Genomic DNA, 22,501 nt, shown 5'->3' on the forward strand with positions numbered 1-22,501 from the left:
AGCGCCAGGGAAGTCGCACATGTCAACACGATCAAAGCCATCACAGCTGATTTTACCATTTGCCTCATGGAGCACTCTCCTCTCAAAATAATCTGCCATCGATACATGCCTACGGTTCTAACTCATTCTTTCAAACCACCAAAGCCATCGGCTTCAAGTCACCCCCTTTCCTGCGCAATCTATATTTGAAATACACATCAGGAGAGTAGAAGGTCACAAAAAATCTTTCCTGGATTCACTCTTCCGGGGGCACACGAAAAGATGACCCGGCGGGCTCAAATCGACCCCTAAGCAAAAAGCCAGGTGGGTATCCCCGCACCTGGCTTGATCAATGCTCTGGCTGCTGCACAGCCTTCTGCCCGACTCAATCGTCTAACGGTTGAGATCTCTCAATACTTCCTCACCATTTAACCGCGGCCTCCGCCGCCCCCGGAGCCGCCACCATCTCCACCCGAACCCCCGCCGTCACCACCGCCGGAACCTCCGCCGGAACCTCCGCCGGAACCTCCGCCCCCGGAGCCGCCCCCATCGCCCCCGGAGCCGCCACTGCCACCCGATCCTCCACCGGAGTCTCCACCACTACCACCACTACCACCACTACCACCACTACCACCACTACCACCATCGGGGCCGCCACTGCCGGCACCCGAGGTCCCCGCACCTGCGGGACCACCCGGCCCGCCGCTTGCCCCCAAATTACCTCGCTGCCCGCCATGAGAGCTCTTGCCGCCCGGTCCCCGGCCAATTTGCGACCGGCTCCCGGTTTGTCTCGGACCCAACCCTGTCATGTCCTCGTCGGTTATGCCCAGGCGTGCCCTGAACTGATTTTGCGACTCGTTGCGCTCCATCGTTTGTACGGCGGCGGCTGCGATTTTACCATCGGGAATTCCTTTCGCTCTGGCGGCCGCTACGGAACGCATAAAAGTCCCCTGTTCCACGGCGAAGTAATTCTGCTTCAGGCCCGTCATGGCGATTTGCCGGGCCATGTCGGGATCAAACTGCAACTGGTCAAGTGCGGCCATGATTTCTGCCGCCCGCGTGACTTCCGGCAAAGCAAGCTTGCCGCCCTGCTGCGACAGTGCTTCCAGGTTCTCGCGGGAAAGCCCGCAGCTCAAAGTTTCCGCCAAGCGGACCAGGTACTCGTCGGCATAGGGTGCCACCTGCTTTTCTTTCTTGAAACTCTGCGCCATAGACCTGGCAAAGCGGTAATCGTCCAACTTGTCTTGCAGAACCTGGTCAATGCGCGGAGCCGGCACATTCTTGGCCAGTCCCTCCTCGATTTTGCCGACAAACGGCTCGATGGGCAATTGTTCGCGCTTGGCCCGCGTCAACACATGCAGGTAGCCGGCTGTTTCGTCAGGATCGATCTGCTTTTCGTAGGCCTTTGTCAGGATTCGGTTCAGATCGGTTTCCGCTATCCCTGCATCCCGCGCATCGTTGACCGCACCCTGCAGGTTTCCGCCGGTGCTGCCTGCCATAGAAAGAGAAACGTTGCCTGCCACGCCCATCATACACGCTGTAATAAATAAGGCTTTAAATAGCTTGGCCATTGCTTTCTCCTAAGATCAATACGGCGTTCTGATTTCCGAAACCATCGTTTTGGTAAAAACTGGCATGAGGGTCAGGAATCATCTCCTTGCCATCCACCAGAAAAGCATATTCGTAGCGCCCTTGTGGAAGTTCCAGAGTAATGGTCCACTGGTGTTGTTCCGCTCCCTGCATTTCAAAACCTTGGGGACGCCATTGGTTGAACGACCCGACCACGGCAACCGATTGGGCATTGGGCAGAGTCAACATAAACACTACCGGTACGCGCTCCCCTTGCAGTTGAGCGAGGTGCGATTGACGCTCGGCGGGAAACCGAGTGAACAGCAAACTTGTGCCAACAAGCAACAGTACCGTAGCAAAGGCTATCCGCAGTGGGCTGAGCGTGATCGAACGGGGCGCCCTGGCCCAGTTGTAGAGTCGCCGGTACCAGGGCAGCCGCCTTTCACGCAGCGCGCTCATCACAGAAGGCAGCAGACTGGCCGGAGCTTCCAGGTCAGGCAGTTGTTTGAGCGCATGGACCACGGTCCGCAGTTCGTCATCCAACAGAAGGTCGGCTGTTTCACTGGCGCATTTTGTGCTGCCCTGCAAATTATCGTCCTGTATTTTTTGCATAACATCCCTCAACAGGATAGACTTCCTGGCCATGTGTTGGTTTCGCCGTGAGAATTTCCCGCAGCCTGTGCAGGCCTCTGTGCACACGCATTTTGGCACCGCTGATCGAAATCTCCAGGGCCGCGGCGATCTCTTCCATCGTAAGTTCTTCCCGGTACCTGAGGATGACCGCTTCCCGCTGCTCCGTGGGGAGTTGAAGCAGCGCCAGGTAAACCCCATGGGCATCCATCCGGGCGCACATGAATTCTTCCTGCTGCTGTGGGTAGTCCAGTCCCGAACATTCGGCCCATGCATCGACGTAGGAAGTTTGTGATCCCCTAGTGCTCTTTCTCAACAGATTCTTCGCCAGGTTCAAGGCAATTGTATACAGCCAGGGGAAAAACCTCCTGTCCCTTTGAAACTTATCCAATTGTTCGTAAGCCTTAATGAATGCATCTTGAGCCAGGTCCAAAGCGTCCGCCCGAGAACCGGTCATACGGTACATCAGGTTGAAGATCGGTTTTTCGTAGCGCTTTACCAAAGCACTGTAGGCATCGACATCTCCGGTCAAAACGGCGGAAATACATCTCTGGTCGTCAAGATCATTCATTCAGACGGTCATTCTCCAATCTATTATTCTTCAATGACATATACACAGATGCCAGCCATTTGGTCACAGGACCGGCACACAAATGATCCTGCACGAACCGCGCTGTCGTACAACCACTGTAGCCGTATCATTCCACAATCAAAATGCTGTTCGTCTCCCCAAATCCGTTGGATTCATTCAAAAAGGCCCCTGGGTCCGGGCGCCACAGGTGACCGTCTATTACAAACAGATACGCATAACGACCAGGAGCCAAGGTCATTACCAGGGACCAGGTGCCGTCGTATTTTTTCATACAACTGGAATCCCTGGACCAGCCGTTGAAACTACCCGCCACACAAACACTGCGTGCTCTGTCGTCCGGGTAGATGAACTGGACATCGACCCAATCCCGTGGTGCGAAGCTCGTCCGACCTGGACCGACACAGGCCACCAGGCAACAAGTGAGGATGACCGGGAAAAATGCGGGGATAAATTTACTGGCAAGAGAGTACAAAAAGGTCCAGTGACGCTGGCATGTCATGTGCTGCCCCCTGAGCCTGCAACCCGTCACCACATCATGCTGGACTGCGCCCCGTGAAATGGGTGCGGGAAGATGCAGAGAATTTATCGCTGGGTGACTTTTTCCAGCAAACGGCGGTAGTGGACATAGTCTTCAAAGGCACTCGATCCCGAGACCCGTAATCCATGGTCTGATGAAAGCGCTCACCCGCTTCCTGCAAAAAGGCTTTTGCGTATTCGCGTGGCTTCCAGGTGGGCCTGACGGAGCGGTTGTGGAATGCGAAATCGTCCCAGGCAGCGCTCGATCAGTTTCCTGGAACTGTCCAAATCCGCCAGGTGTCCCGGAGAAATATAAATGGGTTTGACTCCGTTGCGGGAACAGAAAACGTACCCCACCTGGACGTCGTTCAACAAAAGCGGCGCGTAGTTGCCGCGCCGCAGTTCCAGTGGACGATGTTCACCGCACAGCCTGCTTTTGGCGCAACCAATGGTAGGAATATCAAGGCACAAGCCCAAATGAGAGGCCAAGCCCAATCTGCGCGGATGAGCAATGCCCTGCCCATCGCACAAAAAAACGTCCGGGGCCCTCTTGAGTAGCCGATATGCCATGAGCAAAGGGGGGATCTCGCGAAACGAGAGCAACCCCGGCACATATGGAAAGCCGATGGGCGAAACGGCATGCACGCTTTCGAGGGGTTCCAACGATGGCCAGTGGAATGTCAAAACCACCGCCACCAGTCGATCCACCGGCTTCATATAGCTGATGTCCGAGGCCCCAAGGACCGCGAAATCTTCCGCAATGCGGCGCAACTCCACTTGTTCCGCAAGGATCCGCTGAAGCTTCACCGCCTCCCTGGGAGGCATGTTCCACTCATGAGAGCAAGTCATCGTAAATGTTCTTTAGCTGCAGCGGGAAAATCCACACGATCGACACACGATGCAGCCGCCCTCGTGTTCTACCGAAGCACCGCAATCCGGACATGCGCCCATTTCATCCAGAACCGATGCTATGTTGGTCTGCGCTTGGTGATTCAAGACCTTGGCGATGGCATCCGAACAGGAAACTACCTGCTCGCCGTTGCGCCAAACGGGCGAAGGGCACCTGATTCCCATGAGCTGTTTGATGATGGACTCGGCTTTCACGCCGGAGCGGAGTGCCAGAGAAATCAGTCGACCGGTCGCCTCAATCTGGGAATAGGCGCAACCTCCGGCTTTACCCATCTGGGCGAACACTTCACAGAACCCATATTCGTCGCTGTTGATGGTCACGTAGAGCTTGCCGCAACCGGTGTTGATCCGTTCTGTCACGCCCACCGTCTTGTCCGGCCGTGGGCGGGGCTCCACCTGAGGATATTGGGGCTTGCGTTGAATATTGAGCACCTGAACTTCGCGACTCCCGTCGCGATAAATGGTCAGGCCTTTGCACCCCAATTTGTAGGCCAGCAAATAGGCACTGCGCACATCTTCCGGAGTTGCCTTGAAGGGGAAATTGATGGTCTTGCTAACGGCGTTGTCCGTATATTCCTGGAAGGCTGCCTGAATGCGGATGTGCCATTCGGGACTGACATCATGCGCCACCACAAACACCCGCCGCACATCTTCGGGGATTTCCATGAAACTCTTGAGGCTTCCCCGTTCGGCAATGCGCTTCATCAACTCATCGGAATAGAAGCCCCGCTCGTGGGCGATCTTCTGGAACAGGGGGTGAACTTCCAGCAACTCCTGACCATCCAGAACCTTGCGCACAAAACTGATGGCAAACACCGGCTCGATGCCGCTCGAGCAGTTGGCAATGATGCTGATGGTCCCCGTGGGAGCAATCGTTGTGGTGGTGGCATTGCGCATGTAAGGGGTTTCCGGGCGGTCATAGACAGAGCCTGGATAGTTGGGGAAATTCCCGCGCTTTTGCGCCAGAGCGGCAGAGGCGGCCTTGGATTCCTCTTGGATAAATCGCATGACCTGTTCGGCGGTTTCGATTGCCTGCTCGCAATTGTAGGGAATTCCCAAGGCGATCAGCATGTCGGCAAAACCCATGACTCCCAGACCAATCTTTCTGTTGGCCAGTGTCATTTCTTGAATCATGGGAAGAGGATACTTGTTGACATCGATCACATTGTCCAGAAAATGGACGACGTCTCGCACCACCTGAGCCAGACGGTCATAATCGATGCGGCCGTCCTTGACCATGCGGGCGAGGTTGATTGAGCCCAAATTGCAGGACTCATAGGGAAGCAGGGGTTGCTCCCCGCACGGATTGGTACTTTCGATCTGTCCCACATGAGGAGTAGGGTTGCTGCGGTTGACGCTGTCCAGAAAAATGACGCCGGGCTCGCCGTTTTTCCACGCGGACTGGACAATCCGGTCAAAGACCTTGCGCGCCGAAAGGCTGGTCACCCGCTCGCCGGTGCGCGGATTGATCAAATCGTACTCGCCGTCTTTTTCCACAGCTTCCATGAAGGCGTCAGTTAAGGTCACGGAAATGTTAAAATTATTCAGTCGATCGTTGTCTGTCTTGCAGGTGATGAATTTCTCAATGTCAGGATGGTCTACCCTTAAAATTCCCATGTTCGCGCCGCGGCGCGTACCCCCCTGCTTGATGGTCTCCGTAGCCGTGTCAAAAACCGTCATGAACGACACGGGTCCGCTGGCAACGCCCTGGGTGGACAGCACTTTATCGCTTTCGGGTCGGATCCTGGAAAAGGCAAACCCCGTTCCTCCGCCGCTCTTGTGAATCATGGCGGCATGCTTGATTGCCTCAAAGATGCTGTCGATGGAATCCTCCACCGGGAGCACAAAACAGGCGGAGAGCTGACCCAGGCGGCGTCCGGCATTCATCAATGTGGGGGAATTGGGGACAAAATCCAACGATCCCATCAGATTGTAGAATTTGTGAGCGGTCTCTTCCACCCGCTCGGCTTCACCATAGTTGGCATCCGCCTGTGCAATAGCCCGAGCCACCCGCCAAAACAGTTCTTCCGGAGTTTCAATGGGTTCGCCGTGCTCGTTTTTCTTGAGATAGCGTTTGGCAAGAACCACCAAAGAATTTTCGCTCAACCGCAGGGGTGCGCGCTTCCCTGTTGCTGCGGGCCTGTTTGCAGGCGTGTTCATCTGACCACTCATATCGCTTCCCTGAGACACCGCGGATTGACCAGCATCAGTCATAATGATTATATCCTTTTTTGATGCAAAACAAATACTTAAAGAAAACTATGCAGACTCGATCATGCTCCTTCAATGAGGCCTCATGATAGGGGAAATGAAGAGGCTGTCAAAAATAAATTTCTATTTAAATAATGGAGGCTTCTAGACAAGGTTATGATAACTGGTCGAAAAATCCGGTCATGTTCTCGGAATATTATGGTCAAAAACTGTGCCAAAATCCATGAAAAAGTATGGGGGCATGATTAATTTACCCATTGAAATTTGTCAGGGGCATGATTATTCAGATTTTGAGCCTCAAGCACTCTTACAATATATTGATTTCATAACAGAATCATTCATCCATAGGAGGACAAAGGTTATGGCGAAAGCAGTAGGTATAGACTTGGGAACAACCAACTCGGTGGTGGCCATTTGGGAAAACGGAACGGCGACGGTCATTCCCAACTCGGAAGGGTCACGCACCACGCCGTCGGTGGTGGCTTACACCGAAGACGGGCAGCGGCTGGTTGGGCAAGTGGCCCGGCGTCAAGCGATCCTCAATCCGAGCGCAACGGTTTATTCCGCCAAGCGTTTTGTGGGCCGTAAGTGGGGCGAAGTGGATGAAGAGTCGAAAATTGTCTCTTACCAGGTGGTGCGCGGACCCAACGAAGCGGTGCGCTTCGATATTCGTGGCAGGCAGGTCGCCCCGGAGGAGTCTTCCGCGCTGGTATTGCGAAAACTGGTCGACGATGCCTCCAAGTATCTGGGAGAAAAAGTCACCGAGGCGGTCATTACCGTACCCGCCTATTTCAATGATGCTCAGCGCCAGGCCACCAAGGATGCCGGAGAAATCGCCGGGCTCAAAGTACTGCGCATCATAAACGAGCCCACTGCTGCAGCGCTGGCCTACGGGCTGGAAAAGAAGAAAAACGAAACCATCCTTGTGTTCGACCTGGGTGGTGGGACCTTTGACGTCTCCATCCTGGATGTCGGAGAAGGAGTCTGTGAAGTACGCTCCACATCGGGCGACACGCATCTGGGCGGCGACGATTTTGATAAGCGGGTCGTCGATTGGCTGGCGGACGAGTTCAAGAAAGACGCAGGAATTGACATCAGACAAGATCGACAGGGGCTCCAGCGACTTTACGAGGCTGCGGAAAAAGCCAAAGTGGAGCTTTCAAGCGCCACCGAAACCCAGGTCAATCTGCCTTTCATCACCGCTGATGCCACCGGTCCCAAGCACTTGGTGATGAAGTTGACGCGAGCCAAGTTCGAGGACTTGACCCATGATCTGGTGCAGCGCTGCATGAAACCGGTGGAGCAGGCCCTGGCGGACGCCAGATTGACCGCCAAGGACATTGATGAAGTCATTCTGGTGGGCGGATCCACACGCATTCCCGCGGTCCAGGAGTTGGTCAAAAAGCTGACGGGAGGAAAACAGCCCAATATGAGTGTCAATCCGGACGAGGTGGTGGCCGTCGGCGCAGCAGTCCAAGCGGCGGTACTTAAAGGAGAAGTGGAAGATGTGGTGCTGCTGGACGTGACACCACTCTCCCTTGGCGTCGAGACGTTGGGTGGGGTGATGACCAGACTCATCGAGCGCAACACAACGATCCCGGCACGGCGCGAAGAAATCTTTTCCACCGCGGAAGACAACCAGACGGCGGTCGACATTGTGGTCCTTCAGGGGGAAAGGGAAATGGCAAGGGATAACCGTGTGCTGGGACGTTTCAGGCTGGAAGGCATTCGCCCTGCCCCGCGGGGAATTCCGCAGGTCAAGGTGACCTTCGATATTGACGCCAACGGGATACTCAATGTCACGGCACGTGACCAGGAGACCGGCAAGGAACAAAGAGTCACCATTTCGGAATCGACCAACCTGCCCAAGGATGAAGTGGAGCGTATGGTTAACGATGCTCAATCCCACGCCGCGGAAGACAGGAAGCGGCGGGAAACGATCGAGGCCAGAAACCAGGCGGACGGTCTGGCATATCAGTTGGAGCGCACCATGAGCGACCTGGGCGATAAAGTCCCCGCCCATGAAAAGGCGCGCTCGGAGCAGCTCATAGAGGAAACCCGCAAGGCCGTAAAAGATGAAAGCGTAGGTAAGGAGCGTTATCAGCAGCTGGCCAGCGACCTGCAGCAGGCGTTGCAGATGATTGCTGCGGCTGCGTATCAACAGGCGGGAGCAGGCGGCCAGCAGCCGGGCCAGCAGAAGCCCAGAGAAGAGGAAGACGTTATTGACGCCGAATATACCGAAAAATAAGAATAACGTGCAGACGGCCCAATAACCGCTTGGTGCGAGGCGGCAGGCCGCCCATTGGGCTTTGGCCCTCGGCCTTGACTTTTGTACTGCAACGTTCCATAGCTAGTCTTCATCCGCACACCGCTTCAACGCATACGGGACCGGCACATGTATTCGTCAGTTCCTGCGTTATCCCCCGTGCCGGCAGCAGCGTGGCGCGGATGATCATCGGTCCCTGGTTGACAGATTTGCAGCAGAACCACCAAAAGAGGTTTGAGCGGGGAAATATGGCAGTAAAATTCAGAGACTATTACGAAATACTGGGGGTGCCTCGAACCGCAACCCAGGAGGAGATCCAACGGGCTTACCGCAAGCTTGCCAGAAAGCTCCATCCGGATGTCAACAAGGCGTCGGACGCGGAAGAAAAATTCAAAGAGCTTGGGGAAGCCTACGAGGTATTGAAAGACCCTGATAAACGCCAGAAATACGACCAGCTTGGCGCCCACTGGAAGGATGGTCAGGATTTCAGGCCCCCACCGGGATGGGAGACTCATTTTGACTTCGGCACAGGCGCAGGAGCAGGCCCCGCGGGATTTGAATGGTCGGGGGCCGGAGGCTTCAGCGATTTTTTTGAAGCGCTTTTCGGCGGTGCCGGCGGCTTTCATCAGACCCGCCGCGGCGGTCCTCGACAGAGGCCGGTATGGCGCCAGGACGGGGTTGATCAGTCAGCCACCGTGAGGATATCATTGGAAGATGCTTATCATGGAGCGACCAAACCCATCACCCTGCAAACCCAAAGCCTGACTCCAGACGGAAGGGTTTCCGTTCAGGAAAAGAGTTACGAGGTCAAAATACCCGCGGGTATTCTCCCCGGCCAGAAGATCCGCCTGAGCGGACAGGGCGGTGAAGGGTCGGGAGGGGGCCGCCGAGGGGACCTGCTCTTGAAAGTCGAGATAGACCCTCATCCCATCTATCGACTGGAAGGCAGGGATTTGTACATGGATCTCCCCATAACGCCGTGGGAAGCCGTCCTTGGAACCGAAGTGCAGCTGTCGACACTTTCCGGTCCACTCACGCTGAAGGTGCCGCCCGGTACCCAAAACGGCAGGAAACTTCGTTTCCGCGGGAAGGGCATGCCCGGTTCCAGAGGGACTGCCGGGAATCTTTACGCGGTGGTGACGGTCGTCGTACCAACCAAGCCCTCCCAGCGTGAACAGGAATTGTTCGAAGAGCTCGCAAAAACTTCGCAATTCAACCCGAGGCGTTGATTTAGAGGAGGACAGGTCCCCATGGTTGAAAAACGCCAATATCTCATGGTTCGGTTGAGGAGGACCCCAGGGGTTGCTCCTTATCTGAACACGACCGAGGTGGCATCACGGTGCGGCATACATCCGGAATTGATCGAACGTTTCGTGCATCTTGGTCTCATTGACCCGAGTGGACACGCCGGAGGGGAATTCATATTCAGATTGGAAGTGGTGCCCCTGATTAGAAAAATCATCCGACTGCGCAATCATTTGGGAATCAATTATGCGGGCATTGGGCTCGTGCTGGAATTGATGACGCGCATCGAAGAGCTGGAAGAGAAGCTGCAGGAGCTGATGGGGGAATAATGCTCAGCAGCACCTCCCATCGTTGGTACACGGCGCATCGACGCGTCCGCCCGGGTTGAATTCATCGGGATGCCGTTTTCATCTACACTGCATCGCGCTTCGACCCAGGGCGACAATTAATATACCAAAGGAGGAACACCCAAGGAGATGGATCTCAATAAATTCACTGTCAAATCACAGGAAGCACTGCAACAGGCTCAGACCAAAGCCATCCGTTACGGCCACGTCGAGGTGGATGGCGAACACCTGATGCTGGCGCTGCTCGAACAACCGGAAGGACTGGTACCGGGCCTTCTTAAAAGAATGGAAATCCCCGTCGATGAGTTGCACCGGCGGGTGCAAGAGGAGCTTGAAAGGAAACCGCGCATAAGCGGACCGGGAGTGGAAGCCGGCAAAGTTTACATCACGCAGCGTCTGAATACGCTGCTCGCCAAGGCTCAGGATGAAGCCGATCACCTGAAGGACGAGTATGTGTCGGTTGAACATTTGCTGCTCGCCTTCGCGGGCGAGGGAAGTGCAACCCCGGCCGGGCGAATTCTACAGCAGTTTGGAGTCACACGCGATCTGGTGCTCAAGACCCTGACCTCGGTGCGCGGCCACCAGCGCGTCACCAGTGCGTCTCCGGAAACCACCTACGAGGCCCTGCAAAAGTACGGCAGGGACCTGGTGCAAGAATCGAGGACCAATAAGCTGGACCCCGTAATCGGCCGGGATTCGGAAATTCGCCGTGTGATCCGCATCCTCAGTCGAAAGACCAAGAATAATCCAGTGTTGATCGGTGATCCCGGCGTTGGTAAGACGGCCATTGTCGAGGGACTGGCTCATCGTATCGTGCGCGGGGATGTCCCCGAAGGACTCAAGAACAGGACCCTGTTTGCCCTCGATATGGGTTCCCTGGTTGCCGGCGCAAAGTATCGCGGCGAGTTTGAAGAACGACTCAAGGCGGTCCTTCAGGAAATCAAGGAATCTGAAGGACAGATCATCCTGTTCATCGATGAGTTGCACACCATCGTCGGGGCCGGCAAGGCGGAAGGTGCCATCGATGCGGGCAACATGCTCAAGCCCATGCTCGCTCGTGGAGAACTGCACTGCATCGGCGCAACGACTCTCAACGAATATCGCAAATACATAGAAAAAGACGCCGCTTTGGAAAGGCGATTTCAGCCGGTGCTGGTAGATCAGCCGAGCGTCGAGGATACCATTTCGATCCTGCGGGGGCTCAAGGAACGCTTCGAAGTGCATCACGGCGTAAAGATTCAGGACAGTGCACTGGTGACGGCCGCTGTCTTGTCCAACAGATACATCACCGACCGCTTTTTGCCGGATAAGGCAATCGATCTGGTCGATGAGGCCTGCGCCATGATTCGCACCGAAATCGATTCGATGCCCGCCGATCTGGATGAAGCGACCCGACGGGTCATGCAACTGGAAATCGAGGAAGCGGCCCTCAAGAAAGAGCGCGACAGGGCGAGTCAGGAACGGCTCGAGGCATTGCGCAAGGAACTTGCTGAAATCCGCGCCAAAGCCGACGCCATGAAGGCCCAGTGGGAAACAGAAAAGCAAGGCATCAAAAGAGTTCAGGCCCTGCGTGAGGAAATCGAGAAGACGCGGCACCGCATCGAAGCGGCGGAGCGTGCTTACGATTTAAACCTGGTGGCCCAGTTGCGCCACGGCGAATTGCCGGAGCTGGAACGGCGCCTGAAAAGTGAAGAAGAACGCCTGGCCAGCAAGCAGAGCGGTAGTCGCCTGTTGCGGGAAGAGGTGACGGAGGAAGAGATTGCCGATATCGTTTCGCGCTGGACCGGCATCCCTGTGAGCAAACTGGTTGAGGGAGAACGCGACAAACTCCTGCGCCTGGATGAAATCCTGCACAGGCGCGTGATCGGGCAGGACGAAGCCGTGCAACTGGTGGCCGATGCTGTGCTGCGAGCCAGGTCCGGCATCAAGGATCCCAGGCGCCCCATCGGATCATTCATCTTTCTCGGCCCGACCGGCGTGGGCAAGACCGAACTGGGCAAGACCCTGGCCGAAGCACTGTTTGACTCCGAAGATAACATCGTGCGTGTGGACATGAGTGAATACCAGGAAAGACACACCGTATCGCGCCTGATTGGAGCTCCCCCGGGGTATGTCGGCTACGAGGAAGGCGGCCAGCTGACCGAAGCGGTGCGGCGCAAACCCTACAGCGTTATTCTCTTTGACGAAATCGAGAAAGCACATCAGGACGTCTTCAATGTCCTGCTGCAGATCCTCGATGACGGTCGGGCCACCGATGCACAAGGACGCACCGTTGATTTCAAGAACACGGTCATCATCATGACCAGTAATATCGGATCACACTACCTGTTGGAAGGAGTGACGGACCAAGGGGAGATTTCTCAGGAAGCGCGCGACCACGTGATGAAGGACCTGAGGCGGCATTTCAGGCCGGAATTCCTCAATCGGGTCGACGACATTGTTTTGTTTAAGCCACTCACCCTGGACGAAGTGAAACAGATCGTCGGCCTGCTGGCTCAGGATTTGACCAGGCGCCTCAAGGACCGGCGCATCAAGTTGGACATAAGCGACGGTGCCCGCGAGTTCATCGCCAAAGCCGGCTACGATCCCGTCTATGGGGCCAGGCCTTTGAAGCGCTATCTCCAGCACCAACTGGAGAGCCGCATCGGCCGCGCGTTGATCGCCGGATCCGTGCCGGACGGCTCAACCATTCATGTCAATGTGCAAAACGACGAACTGGTGGTGACTCATACCGAGCCCGAACGATAGCAGCCATTAGAGCGCCGACAGCGTTGTCGGACCAGGAGAGGGGTCAGTCTTGCAGCCGCGTTCAATGGGGCAGAAACTCTTCTATTCCGAGTTCGGAGGCGCGCTTTTTGACCCCCTCGACCACTTCCTGGTCCATAACGATGTCGTCCGGCCAGGGGCGATGGTGGTCATCCTCGCGCCCTTTTTTGCTGGCGTCAATGACGACACGGCGGTTCTTTTTGACGATATCGCGCTTGGGGTCCACGTTGTTAAAGGCCTTCCAGAGCACGTGTGAACTGTTTTTCAGGTCTATGCCGTCGTCGCACAGGAGGATGATGGAAAATGCCGCCAGATCAGGGTGGGTGAGTAGTTTGCCGGCCAGCTGACGTCCGGTTGCTCTACCGTCCTTATGGAAATTCAGCAAAAGAATACGGTTGTGCGTCTGAAGTCCGGGTGCATAGGCGGCTGTGAAAAGATTCGATACTTCTTTCACCGCCCGTTCGATGTCATCCGGCGACGGCTCGCTTGCGGGATATTCCGGCGCGTGGCGGGGTCTTTCGCCGGCCACACGGCGCGTCGCGTCAATCCCCAGCTTCCCGCCAAACATGGGCTCTGGAGCGCTGTGGTCCAGAACATCCAGAACTCCTTCCGTAATATACAAATCAGTTTCCACGTCCAGTTCATTCAAAATGGTTGAAAAAACCTGATCCGGACGGCTTAAATCAACGTCTGCGTCGACCAGGACGGCAATCTTGCAGAAGCTCATTTGCCCCTGGCCCCAAATGGCGCTCATGACACGCCTGGCATGCCCCGGATATTCCTTGTTGATGGCAATGACCGTAACATTGTGAAAAACCCCTTCCCAGGGCATCCAAAAGTCTGCTATCTCCGGCATGACGGTTTTCAAAAGGGGCAGAAAGATGCGTTCCGAGGCCTTGGCAAGGTAGCAGTCTTCCATGGGAGGGCGACCGACAACAGTTGCATGATACACCGCAGAGCGTCGATGGGTTAAGGCGGTCACATGGAATACCGGATATTTGTCCACCAGCGAATAGTATCCGGTATGGTCGCCGAATGGGCCTTCAATCCTCAGTTCATTGGGCTCCACATAGCCTTCCAAAACAAACTCGGCTTCTGCAGGAACTTCCAGATCAACCGTCAGGCAACGAACCATGGGAACCGGTTTGCGGCGAATGAACCCGGCAAAGGCAATTTCATCCAGGCCTCGCGGCAGAGGAGCCGTGGCTGCATAAGTCGTGGCGGGATCGGTACCGATGGCCACGGCAACGGGCATGCGTTGGCGCGCCTTGAGATATTCCTGGTAGTAGTGTGAGCCGTCCTTATGGATGTGCCAATGCATCCCCGTCGTCTGATCATCAAAAACCTGCATTCGGTACATACCGGCGTTGCGTCTTGCCGTTGTGAGACTACGCGTGATAACAACCGGCAGCGTTATGAAAGGTCCGCCGTCCTGGGGCCAGCAGGTCAGAACCGGTAGGCGCGAGAGGTCTACCTGATTGCCGCGGTAAACAACTTCCTGGCAGGGAGCCTTCCTTTTCAGCTTGCGCGGGATGATGTTCAAAATGTCCATTCCCATGGGCAGTAGCCGAAACGTGTCGCTTAACGATTTAGGCGGCTCCATTTGCACAAACTTCTGCAGACGCCCCGCCAGTGCATCCAGACTCGGAACACCGAGAGCCAGGCAAATCCGCCTGTCGCTTCCGAATGCGTTGGTCAACACGGGAAAGCGGGAATCCTGAACATTTCGAAACAGCAGGGCCTTGCCCCCGCCTGGGCTCTTGGATGCCAAGTCGGTGATCTGGGTGATTTCAAGATGGGTGGAAACGGGCGCCTTAATTTCAAGCAGCTCTCCAGCTTGGCGGAGAGCCTGAATAAATTCGCCGAGATTTTGATACGCTGTTGTCATCTCAAAATATCCATGTGTCGGTGAAGACGGCCAGGAACAGTAATACCGATATGGCACTGTTTACATGAAAGAAAGCGATATTGATCTTATCCAGACGATGCGGCTGCACCAGCTTGTGCTCCAAAACCAGGAGAAAACTGATGACGGCCAGAAAAACCAGGTAGACCATACCCAGGTCAAAGGCAAAATAGAGTGCCAGCAGCGCCAGAAATGCCAGGGCATGCAACAGAGACGAAACCTGCAGCGCTGAGTCGATCCCCCAGCGGGCTGGGATGGAAAACAACCGGGCCTCACGGTCAAAGTCAACATCCTGACACGCATAGAGTATATCAAAACCGGCGATGTAGGTCATAAGCGCTGCGGTCAGGAGGAGTATGCGTACGTCGATGCTTCCGGTCACGGCAATCCACGCTCCAAGGGGAGCCAGACCGATGGCGAACCCCAGAAACAAATGACAGCAGGAGGTGAATCGCTTGGTGAATGAATAGAAAAAAAGGATGAGCAGGAGTGGTACGGACAATAGCAAGCATAATTTGCCCAGCATGCCGGCGCTTATTATCAGCAGTGCGGACGAAAGCGTAATGAAGATGATGAGCGCCTGTTTGCTGATCTGCCCTGTGGCATGCGGCCGACCGGCGGTTCTCGGGTTGATCCTGTCATATTGGTAATCGGCCAGTCGGTTGAACCCCATTGCCGCTGAGCGTGCCCCGGCCATGGCCAATATGATCCAAAACAGGCTGAACCAGCTGACGGGGTGTTGGCGGTGTGCCAGCAGGACTGCGGCCAGGGCAAAAGGTAGGGCAAATATGGTATGGCTGAACTTGATCAGATGTCCGTAGATACGAATTTGATTCAACCACATGCCTGGATTTCTACCCTTCGGTTGTGTTTAATGAAATCAAGCGACTGCGAGGGGCTGAAGTGCGCCATGGGAAAACGCGGGTCGAGCGGTTTCGCCCGCAGCCGTCTGCCATACCGCCCGAATCGGCGTCGAGTCCGGTTGTCGGCGCTCTGATCTGCTCAAACCCCATGGAGCCGCCTCCGAGCTGTTTATTAGCACAGCCCACTGGCAAAGAAAAGTTGAGAAATGGCAAACTGGTGAGCCGGGTCTTTTCGAAAAAGCAAAAACAGCGTATTGGTATTCTTTCAACTTCACAGTAGACTTAACAGGATGAGCAGCGACAAGCCGATGCAGGCCATACGAAAAGGGTCCGAACTGGAATTATCCATTGAAAAACTTGCCTTTGGCGGCAAGGCGATAGGATATGTGAACGGCTATGTGGTGTTCGTGGAACATGCATTGCCGGGCCAACGCGTCAAGGTGCGAATTACGCGTAGAAAACGCCAGTACGCGGAGGCTTATGTGGTTGGCCTGGCTGCTCAATCGCCCGCTTATTGCCCACCTTTTTGTCGCCATTTCCACTACTGTGGCGGGTGCAAATGGCAGGATCTGCCCTATGCTGAGCAAATACGCTGGAAACGCCTGCATGTCCAGGAATGCCTGCGCAACCTGCCCGGAGAAGAAGCTTCTGCGATAGAGGTGCAGGAGACCTGCCCGGCTCCTGAGACTATCTATTATCGGAATAAGATGGAGTTCACTTTTTCCTCCCGCCGCTGGCTTGCACCCGAAGAAATTGCCCAGGGTGAACTGCGCTGCAACAAATCTTTTGCTCTGGGACTCCATGTACCAAGGAGCTTCAATAAGGTTTTCAATGTGGAGCAATGCTTTCTGCAGTCGCCCCAGGGCGTTGAGATTTTGCAGGAAGTTCGGGACTGGTGCCGGTCAGGCGGTCTTCCGGCATACGGCACAGACAATCATCAGGGATTCTGGCGCTTCCTGGTTATTCGTGAGGGGAAGCGCACTCACCAGACCCTCGTGCATCTCTTGACGGCACCTCATAAGGACGAAAGGCAGGTCGTAGACGCCCTGGCGGCACACCTTACTGCAAAATTTCCGCAGATAACGACCATAGTTCACTCGGTCAGCGAAAAGAAGGCGCAGGTGGCGGTTGGAGATAGAAGCCGCATACTGATGGGACCTGGATTCATAGAGGAGCGATTGGGAGATCTTCGCTTTCAGATCTCGGCGCACTCTTTTTTTCAGACCAACCCGCTGGCAGCCGAAAAGCTCTACGAGGCGGTGCTTGAGCTGGGTGCCTTTTCGGGAAAAGAGACGGTGTGGGACCTCTACTGCGGAACCGGCAGCATCGCTCTTTTCATTGCATCGCGCGTGGGCAGAGTAGTAGGATTCGAAGTGGTGGAGGAAGCTGTTCAAGACGCCTACCAAAACTGTCAACTGAATGGGGTGGAGAATTGCACCTTTCGCGTCGGCGATCTGAAAGATGTGATCAGAGAAGCTCGCAGTTCATCCCAGGGTGGTGGAGATCCTGATGTGGTGATAACGGATCCTCCCAGAGCCGGGATGCATCCCAAAGTCGTCCGGGTCCTGCAGGAACTGGCCCCGAAGCGAATCATCACCGTATCATGCAACCCCTCGACCCTGGCCAGAGACCTGGAACTGTTGGCGGACCAGTATGTCGTTGAAACGGTGCGACCCTTTGATTTGTTTCCCCATACGCCGCATATCGAGTGCGTCGTCAGGCTGGCCAGGAAATCATGATTCAGCGCGGCTTATCCGTCCATGAGTGTTTCCGTGTATAAGTCAGCGCACCTTAACGATCACTGAAGGTATTTCTGCAGGAATGGTCAGAACCAGAAAAAAGAAGAAAACAAAGAAGCTCTTTTGGTGGAAACTTCTTACTCTTGCCGCCTTCATCATGAGCGTTGTGGCGACCGGCTACTTTTTGTACCTCTACATGGAGGTACAAAACCGCTTTGCAACGCGTAAGTGGAGCGTACCATCCAGAGTGTTTTCGGCGGCCCTCCCAATCTACCCGGGACACACCCTTGCCCTTTCCGATCTGAAGGCGATGCTGGATCTGCGCCGCTATCAGGAGGCTTACAGGGAGCCGTTACAGCCAGGCGAATACAAGGTCCGTCAGAACAATCTTGCGGTCCATTTGCGGGCATTTCGTTTTCCCGGGCGAACGCTGCCTCAACAGCGGGTCAGGTTTGTCTTTGCCAATGACAACCTGGCCCGCATCGAGGGGGAGCGCGGCAATATTGCCATCATCGAATTGGAACCAACGGAGATCGCAAGACTTTATGGACCAGAGCGGGAAAGTCGCCTGCTGATCAACATCAAGCAGGTTCCACCGGAACTGACCGAGGCGGTGGTAGCCATCGAGGATCACCGCTTTTACGCACACCCGGGCATAGACTGGTGGGGGATATCGCGTGCCTTATGGGCTGATTTGGCGGCCGGCAGGGTCGTCCAGGGCGGCTCTACCATAACCCAGCAACTGGTGAAAAACTATTTCCTCGAACCCGAGCGAAGCATCAAACGAAAAGTTCTAGAAGCCAGCATGGCTCTCATTATAGAGGCACTCTACCAGAAGGACGAAATACTTGAGATGTATATGAATGAAATTTATCTGGGGCAGAGGGGGAGTGTCGCCATTCACGGCATGGGAGAAGCGGCACGCTATTATTTCGGCCGCGATGTGCAGGACTTGAACCTGGCCGAAGCTGCCACTCTGGCCGGATTGATTCGTGCGCCGAACCGCTATTCGCCGACAAAAAACCCGGAATCCGCCAAGGAACGCCGCAATGTGGTACTGAAGCGCATGCTGGATTTGGGTAAGATTTCCTCCGAACAATATCGATCGGCACGCAGCCAGCCTTTGCGAATTGCCAAATCTCATCTTCCCCTCAAGTTTTCCCCCTATTTTGTCGATTACGTCCGTCAGCAACTGCAGGAGCTCTACTCACCCACGGTGCTTGAAACTACCGGGCTGAACATCTACACGACGCTGGTTCCGGAAATTTCTCTGGCTGCGGAAAAAGCCGTGAGCGAGGGCCTGGCCGAGCTTGAGAAAACGCATCCCAAGCTGACATCCAATTCCCCCAAGGAAGCTCTGCAGGCGGTGCTCATCGCCGTCCAGCCCAAGACCGGCACGGTGTTGTCGTTGATCGGAGGTCGAGATTACGCGGAAAGCAGTTTCAATCGGGCCCTCTATGCACATCGGCAGCCAGGCTCCGCAATTAAACCCTTTGTTTACTTGCGCGCCCTGGATGAATTCACGCCGGTGAGCTGGCTGCCCGACGAGTTGAAGACCTATTCCATCGGTGGGACCGCCTGGGCGCCCAAAAATTACAACGGCCGCTATCGTGGACGGGTCACCTTTCGCACGGCCCTTGAAGACTCGTTGAATGCAGCAACGGTCAGCCTGGCGATGGCAACAGGCCTGGATAACATCATTCAGACCCTGCGCAGCTTGGGTATCCAATCACCGTTGAAGCCCTACCCTTCTCTGGCGCTGGGTGCCTTCGAGATCACTCCCCTCGAACTGGCAGGTGCGTACGCCACCCTCGATAATGATGGGCAGAAACCGCACCTGTTGACTGTAAAAGAGGTGGTGAGCGAAGCGGGGGAGATCCAGCAGCGCAGAAACGTCGACTTGATCACCGTGACGACCCCGGCTCGATGTTTTATCATTACCAACATCCTGCAGGGAGTGGTGCAGGACGGTACTGCAACGATTCTGAAGCGTCTTGGAGTGAACTTTCCATGTGCCGGAAAAACAGGAACTACCAGCGATTACAGAGACTCCTGGTTTGCCGGGTATACCACGGACCTGCTGGTGCTGGTCTGGGTCGGTTTTGATGACAACCGTTCAACACATTTGAGCGGGGCACAAGGCGCTGCCAGAATCTGGGCCAGATTCGTGAATGAAATTCGCCCCCGGATTCGTCATCAGCAGTTCCACATTCCCCCGGGAGTTGTGGAACGATATGTCTGTACCCAGAGTGAAATGCTGGCGACCAAAGCCTGCCCCGATAGGAGGCCGGAATACTTTCTGGACAATCGCGTTCCAGAGGCTTATTGCACGCTCCACGCCCAATATTGAATCGTCGCTGCCGGGCGCACGCTGAGGAAGGAACAAGCCGGATGAGAAGAATTCATACGTTTGCAGATCATTATGGTCCCTGTCTGAAATGGCTCCTGTTGTCACTCATAGCTGGCTGGCTTGTGGCCTGTGCACCCTCACGAGCGATCTATATCCCTCCTGAAGGGCAAACCCCGCCGCCTCCCAGCACAATTCCCCAACCAACCGGACACGAAGCGCCGCGGCCGGCCCCCTCGCAACATCCCATCCTTAGAGCTCCGGCAGAAATCAGGGAAGCCGATATGCCGCGAAAATCAACTGAAGCCGCAATGGACGCCGCACGCCCCTCCGCCGCCAAGCCCGCCGGAGTGACCGATGATCCACAGTATCTGGCTTCAATGCATCTGGTGGATCAGGCCCAAAGGGCCCTCAGCCAGGGAGACCCCGACAATGCGATTGCTCCATTGGAACAGGCCATTCAAGTGGATGTCTATAACGGCGAAGCGTTTTTCGGTTTGGCCCGTGCCTGGAAGATGAAGGGCTCCCACAGTAAGGCCCTGGAATTCGCCAACAAGGCCGAAATCCTGTTCCAGGACAATCCCAGAAAATTAAGAGAAGTCTACCTGTTAAAAGCAGAACTCTTCAAAGAGCTGCAGGACGGTTCCAAGGCGGAATACTATCTGAACAAAGCCGCTCGACTCAATTGATCGTTGCGGGAAAGAGAAGTAAAATATGATCGGTTCGGACGGACCTAAAACCAAATCTGACAATACCGGACATCGTCCCTTCCTGCTGGTTCTGCTTTTCTTCTCACTATTTCTGGCCTACCTGACACTCCGTCCGTTTCTCGAGACTCTCATCTTTGCCGTGGTTTTTGCTTCCCTGCTGCATCCTCTGCACGTTCGGCTGGTGCGTCTTTATGGCGGGAGAAAAAATCTGGCGGCATTAACCGTTGTGTTCGTGCTCACCTTTTTGATTGCCCTGCCCGTCTTTTTTTTCATCTCCGCCCTGGTCAATCAGGGTCTTGAAACAATGAGCCGGTTGAACGCCTGGGTAAGCGAAGGAAATCTCAACAAGCTGTTGGAAAAAATGGACGTGTTGCAGCTTGAGCAATGGACAAAACGGCATTTGTCATTTGTGGATCTGCAAAAGATTGATCTGCAGTCCGGCTTTCTTGATTTCACCAGAGGCTTTGGTCAGTTTGCCCTAATAAACGCAGCCGGCATTCTGGAAAATGTTGCCGGCAAGATATCACACTTTTTCGTCATGATTTTTGTGGTCTTCTATGTGGTTCGAGACGGCGGAGGAATGATCGAAAAGATAAAGTATCTTTCTCCCTTGAGGGAAGAGCAGGAAGACAAGATCTTTGAAGGGGTAAGGCTGGTGGCACGTTCCGTCCTGCTGGGCAGTTTTCTGACCGCACTTTGTCAGGGGCTGGCCGGTGGGATCGGACTGGCCATCGTAGGGATACCGGGTCTTTTTTGGGGAACAGTGATGGGGTTTTCTTCCCTCATACCAGTGATCGGCACGGCTCTAGTCTGGGGCCCGGCCGTCATCTATCTGCTCCTGCTTGGCTCATGGAAGTCGGGAATTTTTCTGCTCGTGTGGTCAGTGGTCCTGGTTGGATCCATCGATAATTTTCTGCGGCCGTTCCTTATGCGTGGAGAAAATAATCTGTCTCCTTTCTATATCTTTCTCGCCATCATAGGCGGCGTTCAATATTTTGGGCTGTCGGGGATCCTGTACGGGCCGCTCATTTTAACCTTTGCTATGGTGATGCTCTATATCTACAGCGTCGAATATCAGGATTTTTTAAATGATATGAAACATTCGCCTCTGCCCTTCATGGCAGAGGAACTGGAAGATGAGCAGCGTTAGATGATTAATCCTCACTCGATTCACAGGGCGGAACTTCCTTGCCCGTACGAGCTGAAAAACTGCGGAGTCTATTAAATGGCTTTTGTAGTCGTGGATGGCGATTTTCAATCCAGCAGAGCAGTCTGGCAAACAGAGGAATGTCGCAAGCCAGGAGCAGTATGCCAATGACAAGAAAAAGGCCTCCCTGCAGCACAGGCAACAGCAATCCGGCCAGCCCGAGTAAAATAAATAAAAATCCCAATGATATTCGTATCAAGCTTGTCATGGCGCAAATATAGAAAAACCTCGGTACGAAGGCAAGCCCAACCGGCAATCCCAGCACATTGCATCAATTCCTGCGCACAGGTTGGTTGTGCCTAACCCTGCCGCAGGGCTTGCGTCCTTTCCTCGCCCAGCTGACAGTGACCCGCATGGCCCCGCATCACGCGCGAGACCCTCCCCCTCTCATCAAGTACAGCGCCACACCATTACGTGGCCGAATTTTGTCGGGTGCAGCGCCGCGAAACCCAATCTACACGCTCGTAAGTCCGCTGCCTTTTAGACACTCTGTTGTGTGGAACTGCACTCAAGGGGTAAGGGGGGCTTACCGGGCAGAATAAATCCCGTCGGTCGCCGCGGGAGTAAGGGCAACGCCGTGACACGAAAAACCTGGCAGGCCGGGTTTCATCACGCCAAGCCTGTGATGAAACCCGGCAGCATGGGCGCTGGATCTTGCCACGCCAAATGCACCGATCGATTCAACCTGCCCGAAGGCAA

General features: G+C 55.0%; 16 protein-coding genes. 8 read left to right on the forward strand and 8 right to left on the reverse strand.

The features are described 5' to 3' along the window. Positions 1 to 407 precede the first annotated feature (407 nt). The 6 genes from K1V27_RS22625 to K1V27_RS10470 all read right to left on the reverse strand — a co-directional run bounded on the left by K1V27_RS22625 (position 408) and on the right by K1V27_RS10470 (position 6,355). The gene (locus K1V27_RS22625) at positions 408 to 1,550 is read right to left on the reverse strand and encodes a hypothetical protein (RefSeq protein WP_309574010.1); all 1,143 of its coding nucleotides are present in this window, start codon (positions 1,548 to 1,550) and stop codon (positions 408 to 410) included. Continuing rightward, positions 1,534 to 2,160, reverse strand: coding sequence for an isoamylase early set domain-containing protein (locus K1V27_RS10450; RefSeq protein ID WP_258929936.1), 627 nt, complete (start codon positions 2,158 to 2,160; stop codon positions 1,534 to 1,536). The genes K1V27_RS22625 and K1V27_RS10450 overlap by 17 nt, the downstream gene beginning before the upstream one ends. Further along, entirely contained in the window at positions 2,138 to 2,749 is a 612-nt protein-coding gene (locus tag K1V27_RS10455) for an RNA polymerase sigma factor (RefSeq protein WP_258929937.1), read from the reverse strand. Before K1V27_RS10455 ends, K1V27_RS10450 begins: the two co-directional genes overlap by 23 nt. A gap of 127 nt (positions 2,750 to 2,876) precedes the next feature. Then, a complete protein-coding gene (locus K1V27_RS10460) occupies positions 2,877 to 3,269 on the reverse strand; it encodes an isoamylase early set domain-containing protein (protein WP_258929938.1) in 393 nt (130 codons plus the stop codon). 182 nt (positions 3,270 to 3,451) lie between these two features. Further along, on the reverse strand, positions 3,452 to 4,111 hold the full coding sequence (locus tag K1V27_RS10465; RefSeq protein ID WP_258929939.1) for an endonuclease V: 660 nt from the start codon (positions 4,109 to 4,111) through the stop codon (positions 3,452 to 3,454). Between the two features lie 36 nt (positions 4,112 to 4,147). Beyond that, positions 4,148 to 6,355: a vitamin B12-dependent ribonucleotide reductase gene (locus K1V27_RS10470; protein ID WP_353740561.1), complete on the reverse strand. Its 2,208-nt coding sequence runs from the start codon at positions 6,353 to 6,355 to the stop codon at positions 4,148 to 4,150. Between the two features lie 412 nt (positions 6,356 to 6,767). Between K1V27_RS10470 and dnaK the strand changes: the two genes are divergently transcribed. The 4 genes from dnaK to clpB all read left to right on the forward strand — a co-directional run bounded on the left by dnaK (position 6,768) and on the right by clpB (position 13,012). Beyond that, a complete protein-coding gene (gene dnaK, locus K1V27_RS10475; RefSeq protein WP_258929941.1) occupies positions 6,768 to 8,654 on the forward strand; it encodes a molecular chaperone DnaK in 1,887 nt (628 codons plus the stop codon). 266 nt (positions 8,655 to 8,920) lie between these two features. Continuing rightward, positions 8,921 to 9,901: a DnaJ C-terminal domain-containing protein gene (locus tag K1V27_RS10480; protein ID WP_258929942.1), complete on the forward strand. Its 981-nt coding sequence runs from the start codon at positions 8,921 to 8,923 to the stop codon at positions 9,899 to 9,901. A gap of 21 nt (positions 9,902 to 9,922) precedes the next feature. Further along, positions 9,923 to 10,246, forward strand: coding sequence for a chaperone modulator CbpM (locus K1V27_RS10485; RefSeq protein ID WP_258929943.1), 324 nt, complete (start codon positions 9,923 to 9,925; stop codon positions 10,244 to 10,246). 147 nt (positions 10,247 to 10,393) lie between these two features. Further along, on the forward strand, positions 10,394 to 13,012 hold the full coding sequence (clpB, locus tag K1V27_RS10490) for an ATP-dependent chaperone ClpB (RefSeq protein ID WP_258929944.1): 2,619 nt from the start codon (positions 10,394 to 10,396) through the stop codon (positions 13,010 to 13,012). Positions 13,013 to 13,073: 61 nt separating this feature from the next. On the opposite strand, the gene K1V27_RS10495 is transcribed toward clpB, so the two are convergent. Continuing rightward, a complete protein-coding gene (locus K1V27_RS10495) occupies positions 13,074 to 14,918 on the reverse strand; it encodes a menaquinone biosynthesis decarboxylase (RefSeq protein ID WP_258929945.1) in 1,845 nt (614 codons plus the stop codon). Between the two features lies 1 nt (position 14,919). Further along, complete coding sequence (locus K1V27_RS10500; protein WP_258929946.1) at positions 14,920 to 15,780, reverse strand: UbiA-like polyprenyltransferase; 861 nt, start codon at positions 15,778 to 15,780, stop codon at positions 14,920 to 14,922. 309 nt (positions 15,781 to 16,089) lie between these two features. On the opposite strand from K1V27_RS10500, the gene rlmD reads away from it, so the two are divergent. The 4 genes from rlmD (at position 16,090) to K1V27_RS10520 (ending at position 21,745) form a co-directional block, all read left to right on the forward strand. Continuing rightward, positions 16,090 to 17,538 carry a 23S rRNA (uracil(1939)-C(5))-methyltransferase RlmD gene (gene rlmD / locus K1V27_RS10505; RefSeq protein ID WP_258929947.1) on the forward strand — a complete coding sequence of 483 codons (1,449 nt, stop codon included), beginning with the start codon at positions 16,090 to 16,092 and terminating at the stop codon, positions 17,536 to 17,538. Between the two features lie 82 nt (positions 17,539 to 17,620). Beyond that, positions 17,621 to 19,888, forward strand: coding sequence for a PBP1A family penicillin-binding protein (locus K1V27_RS10510; protein WP_258929948.1), 2,268 nt, complete (start codon positions 17,621 to 17,623; stop codon positions 19,886 to 19,888). Positions 19,889 to 20,169: 281 nt separating this feature from the next. Then, positions 20,170 to 20,574: a tetratricopeptide repeat protein gene (locus K1V27_RS10515; RefSeq protein ID WP_258929949.1), complete on the forward strand. Its 405-nt coding sequence runs from the start codon at positions 20,170 to 20,172 to the stop codon at positions 20,572 to 20,574. A gap of 25 nt (positions 20,575 to 20,599) precedes the next feature. Further along, on the forward strand, positions 20,600 to 21,745 hold the full coding sequence (locus tag K1V27_RS10520; RefSeq protein WP_258929950.1) for an AI-2E family transporter: 1,146 nt from the start codon (positions 20,600 to 20,602) through the stop codon (positions 21,743 to 21,745). Positions 21,746 to 22,501 lie beyond the last annotated feature (756 nt).

This window comes from Desulfoferrobacter suflitae, assembly GCF_022603395.1.
In the GTDB taxonomy this organism is placed as follows: Bacteria; Desulfobacterota; Syntrophobacteria; order Syntrophobacterales; family Syntrophobacteraceae; genus Desulfoferrobacter; species Desulfoferrobacter suflitae.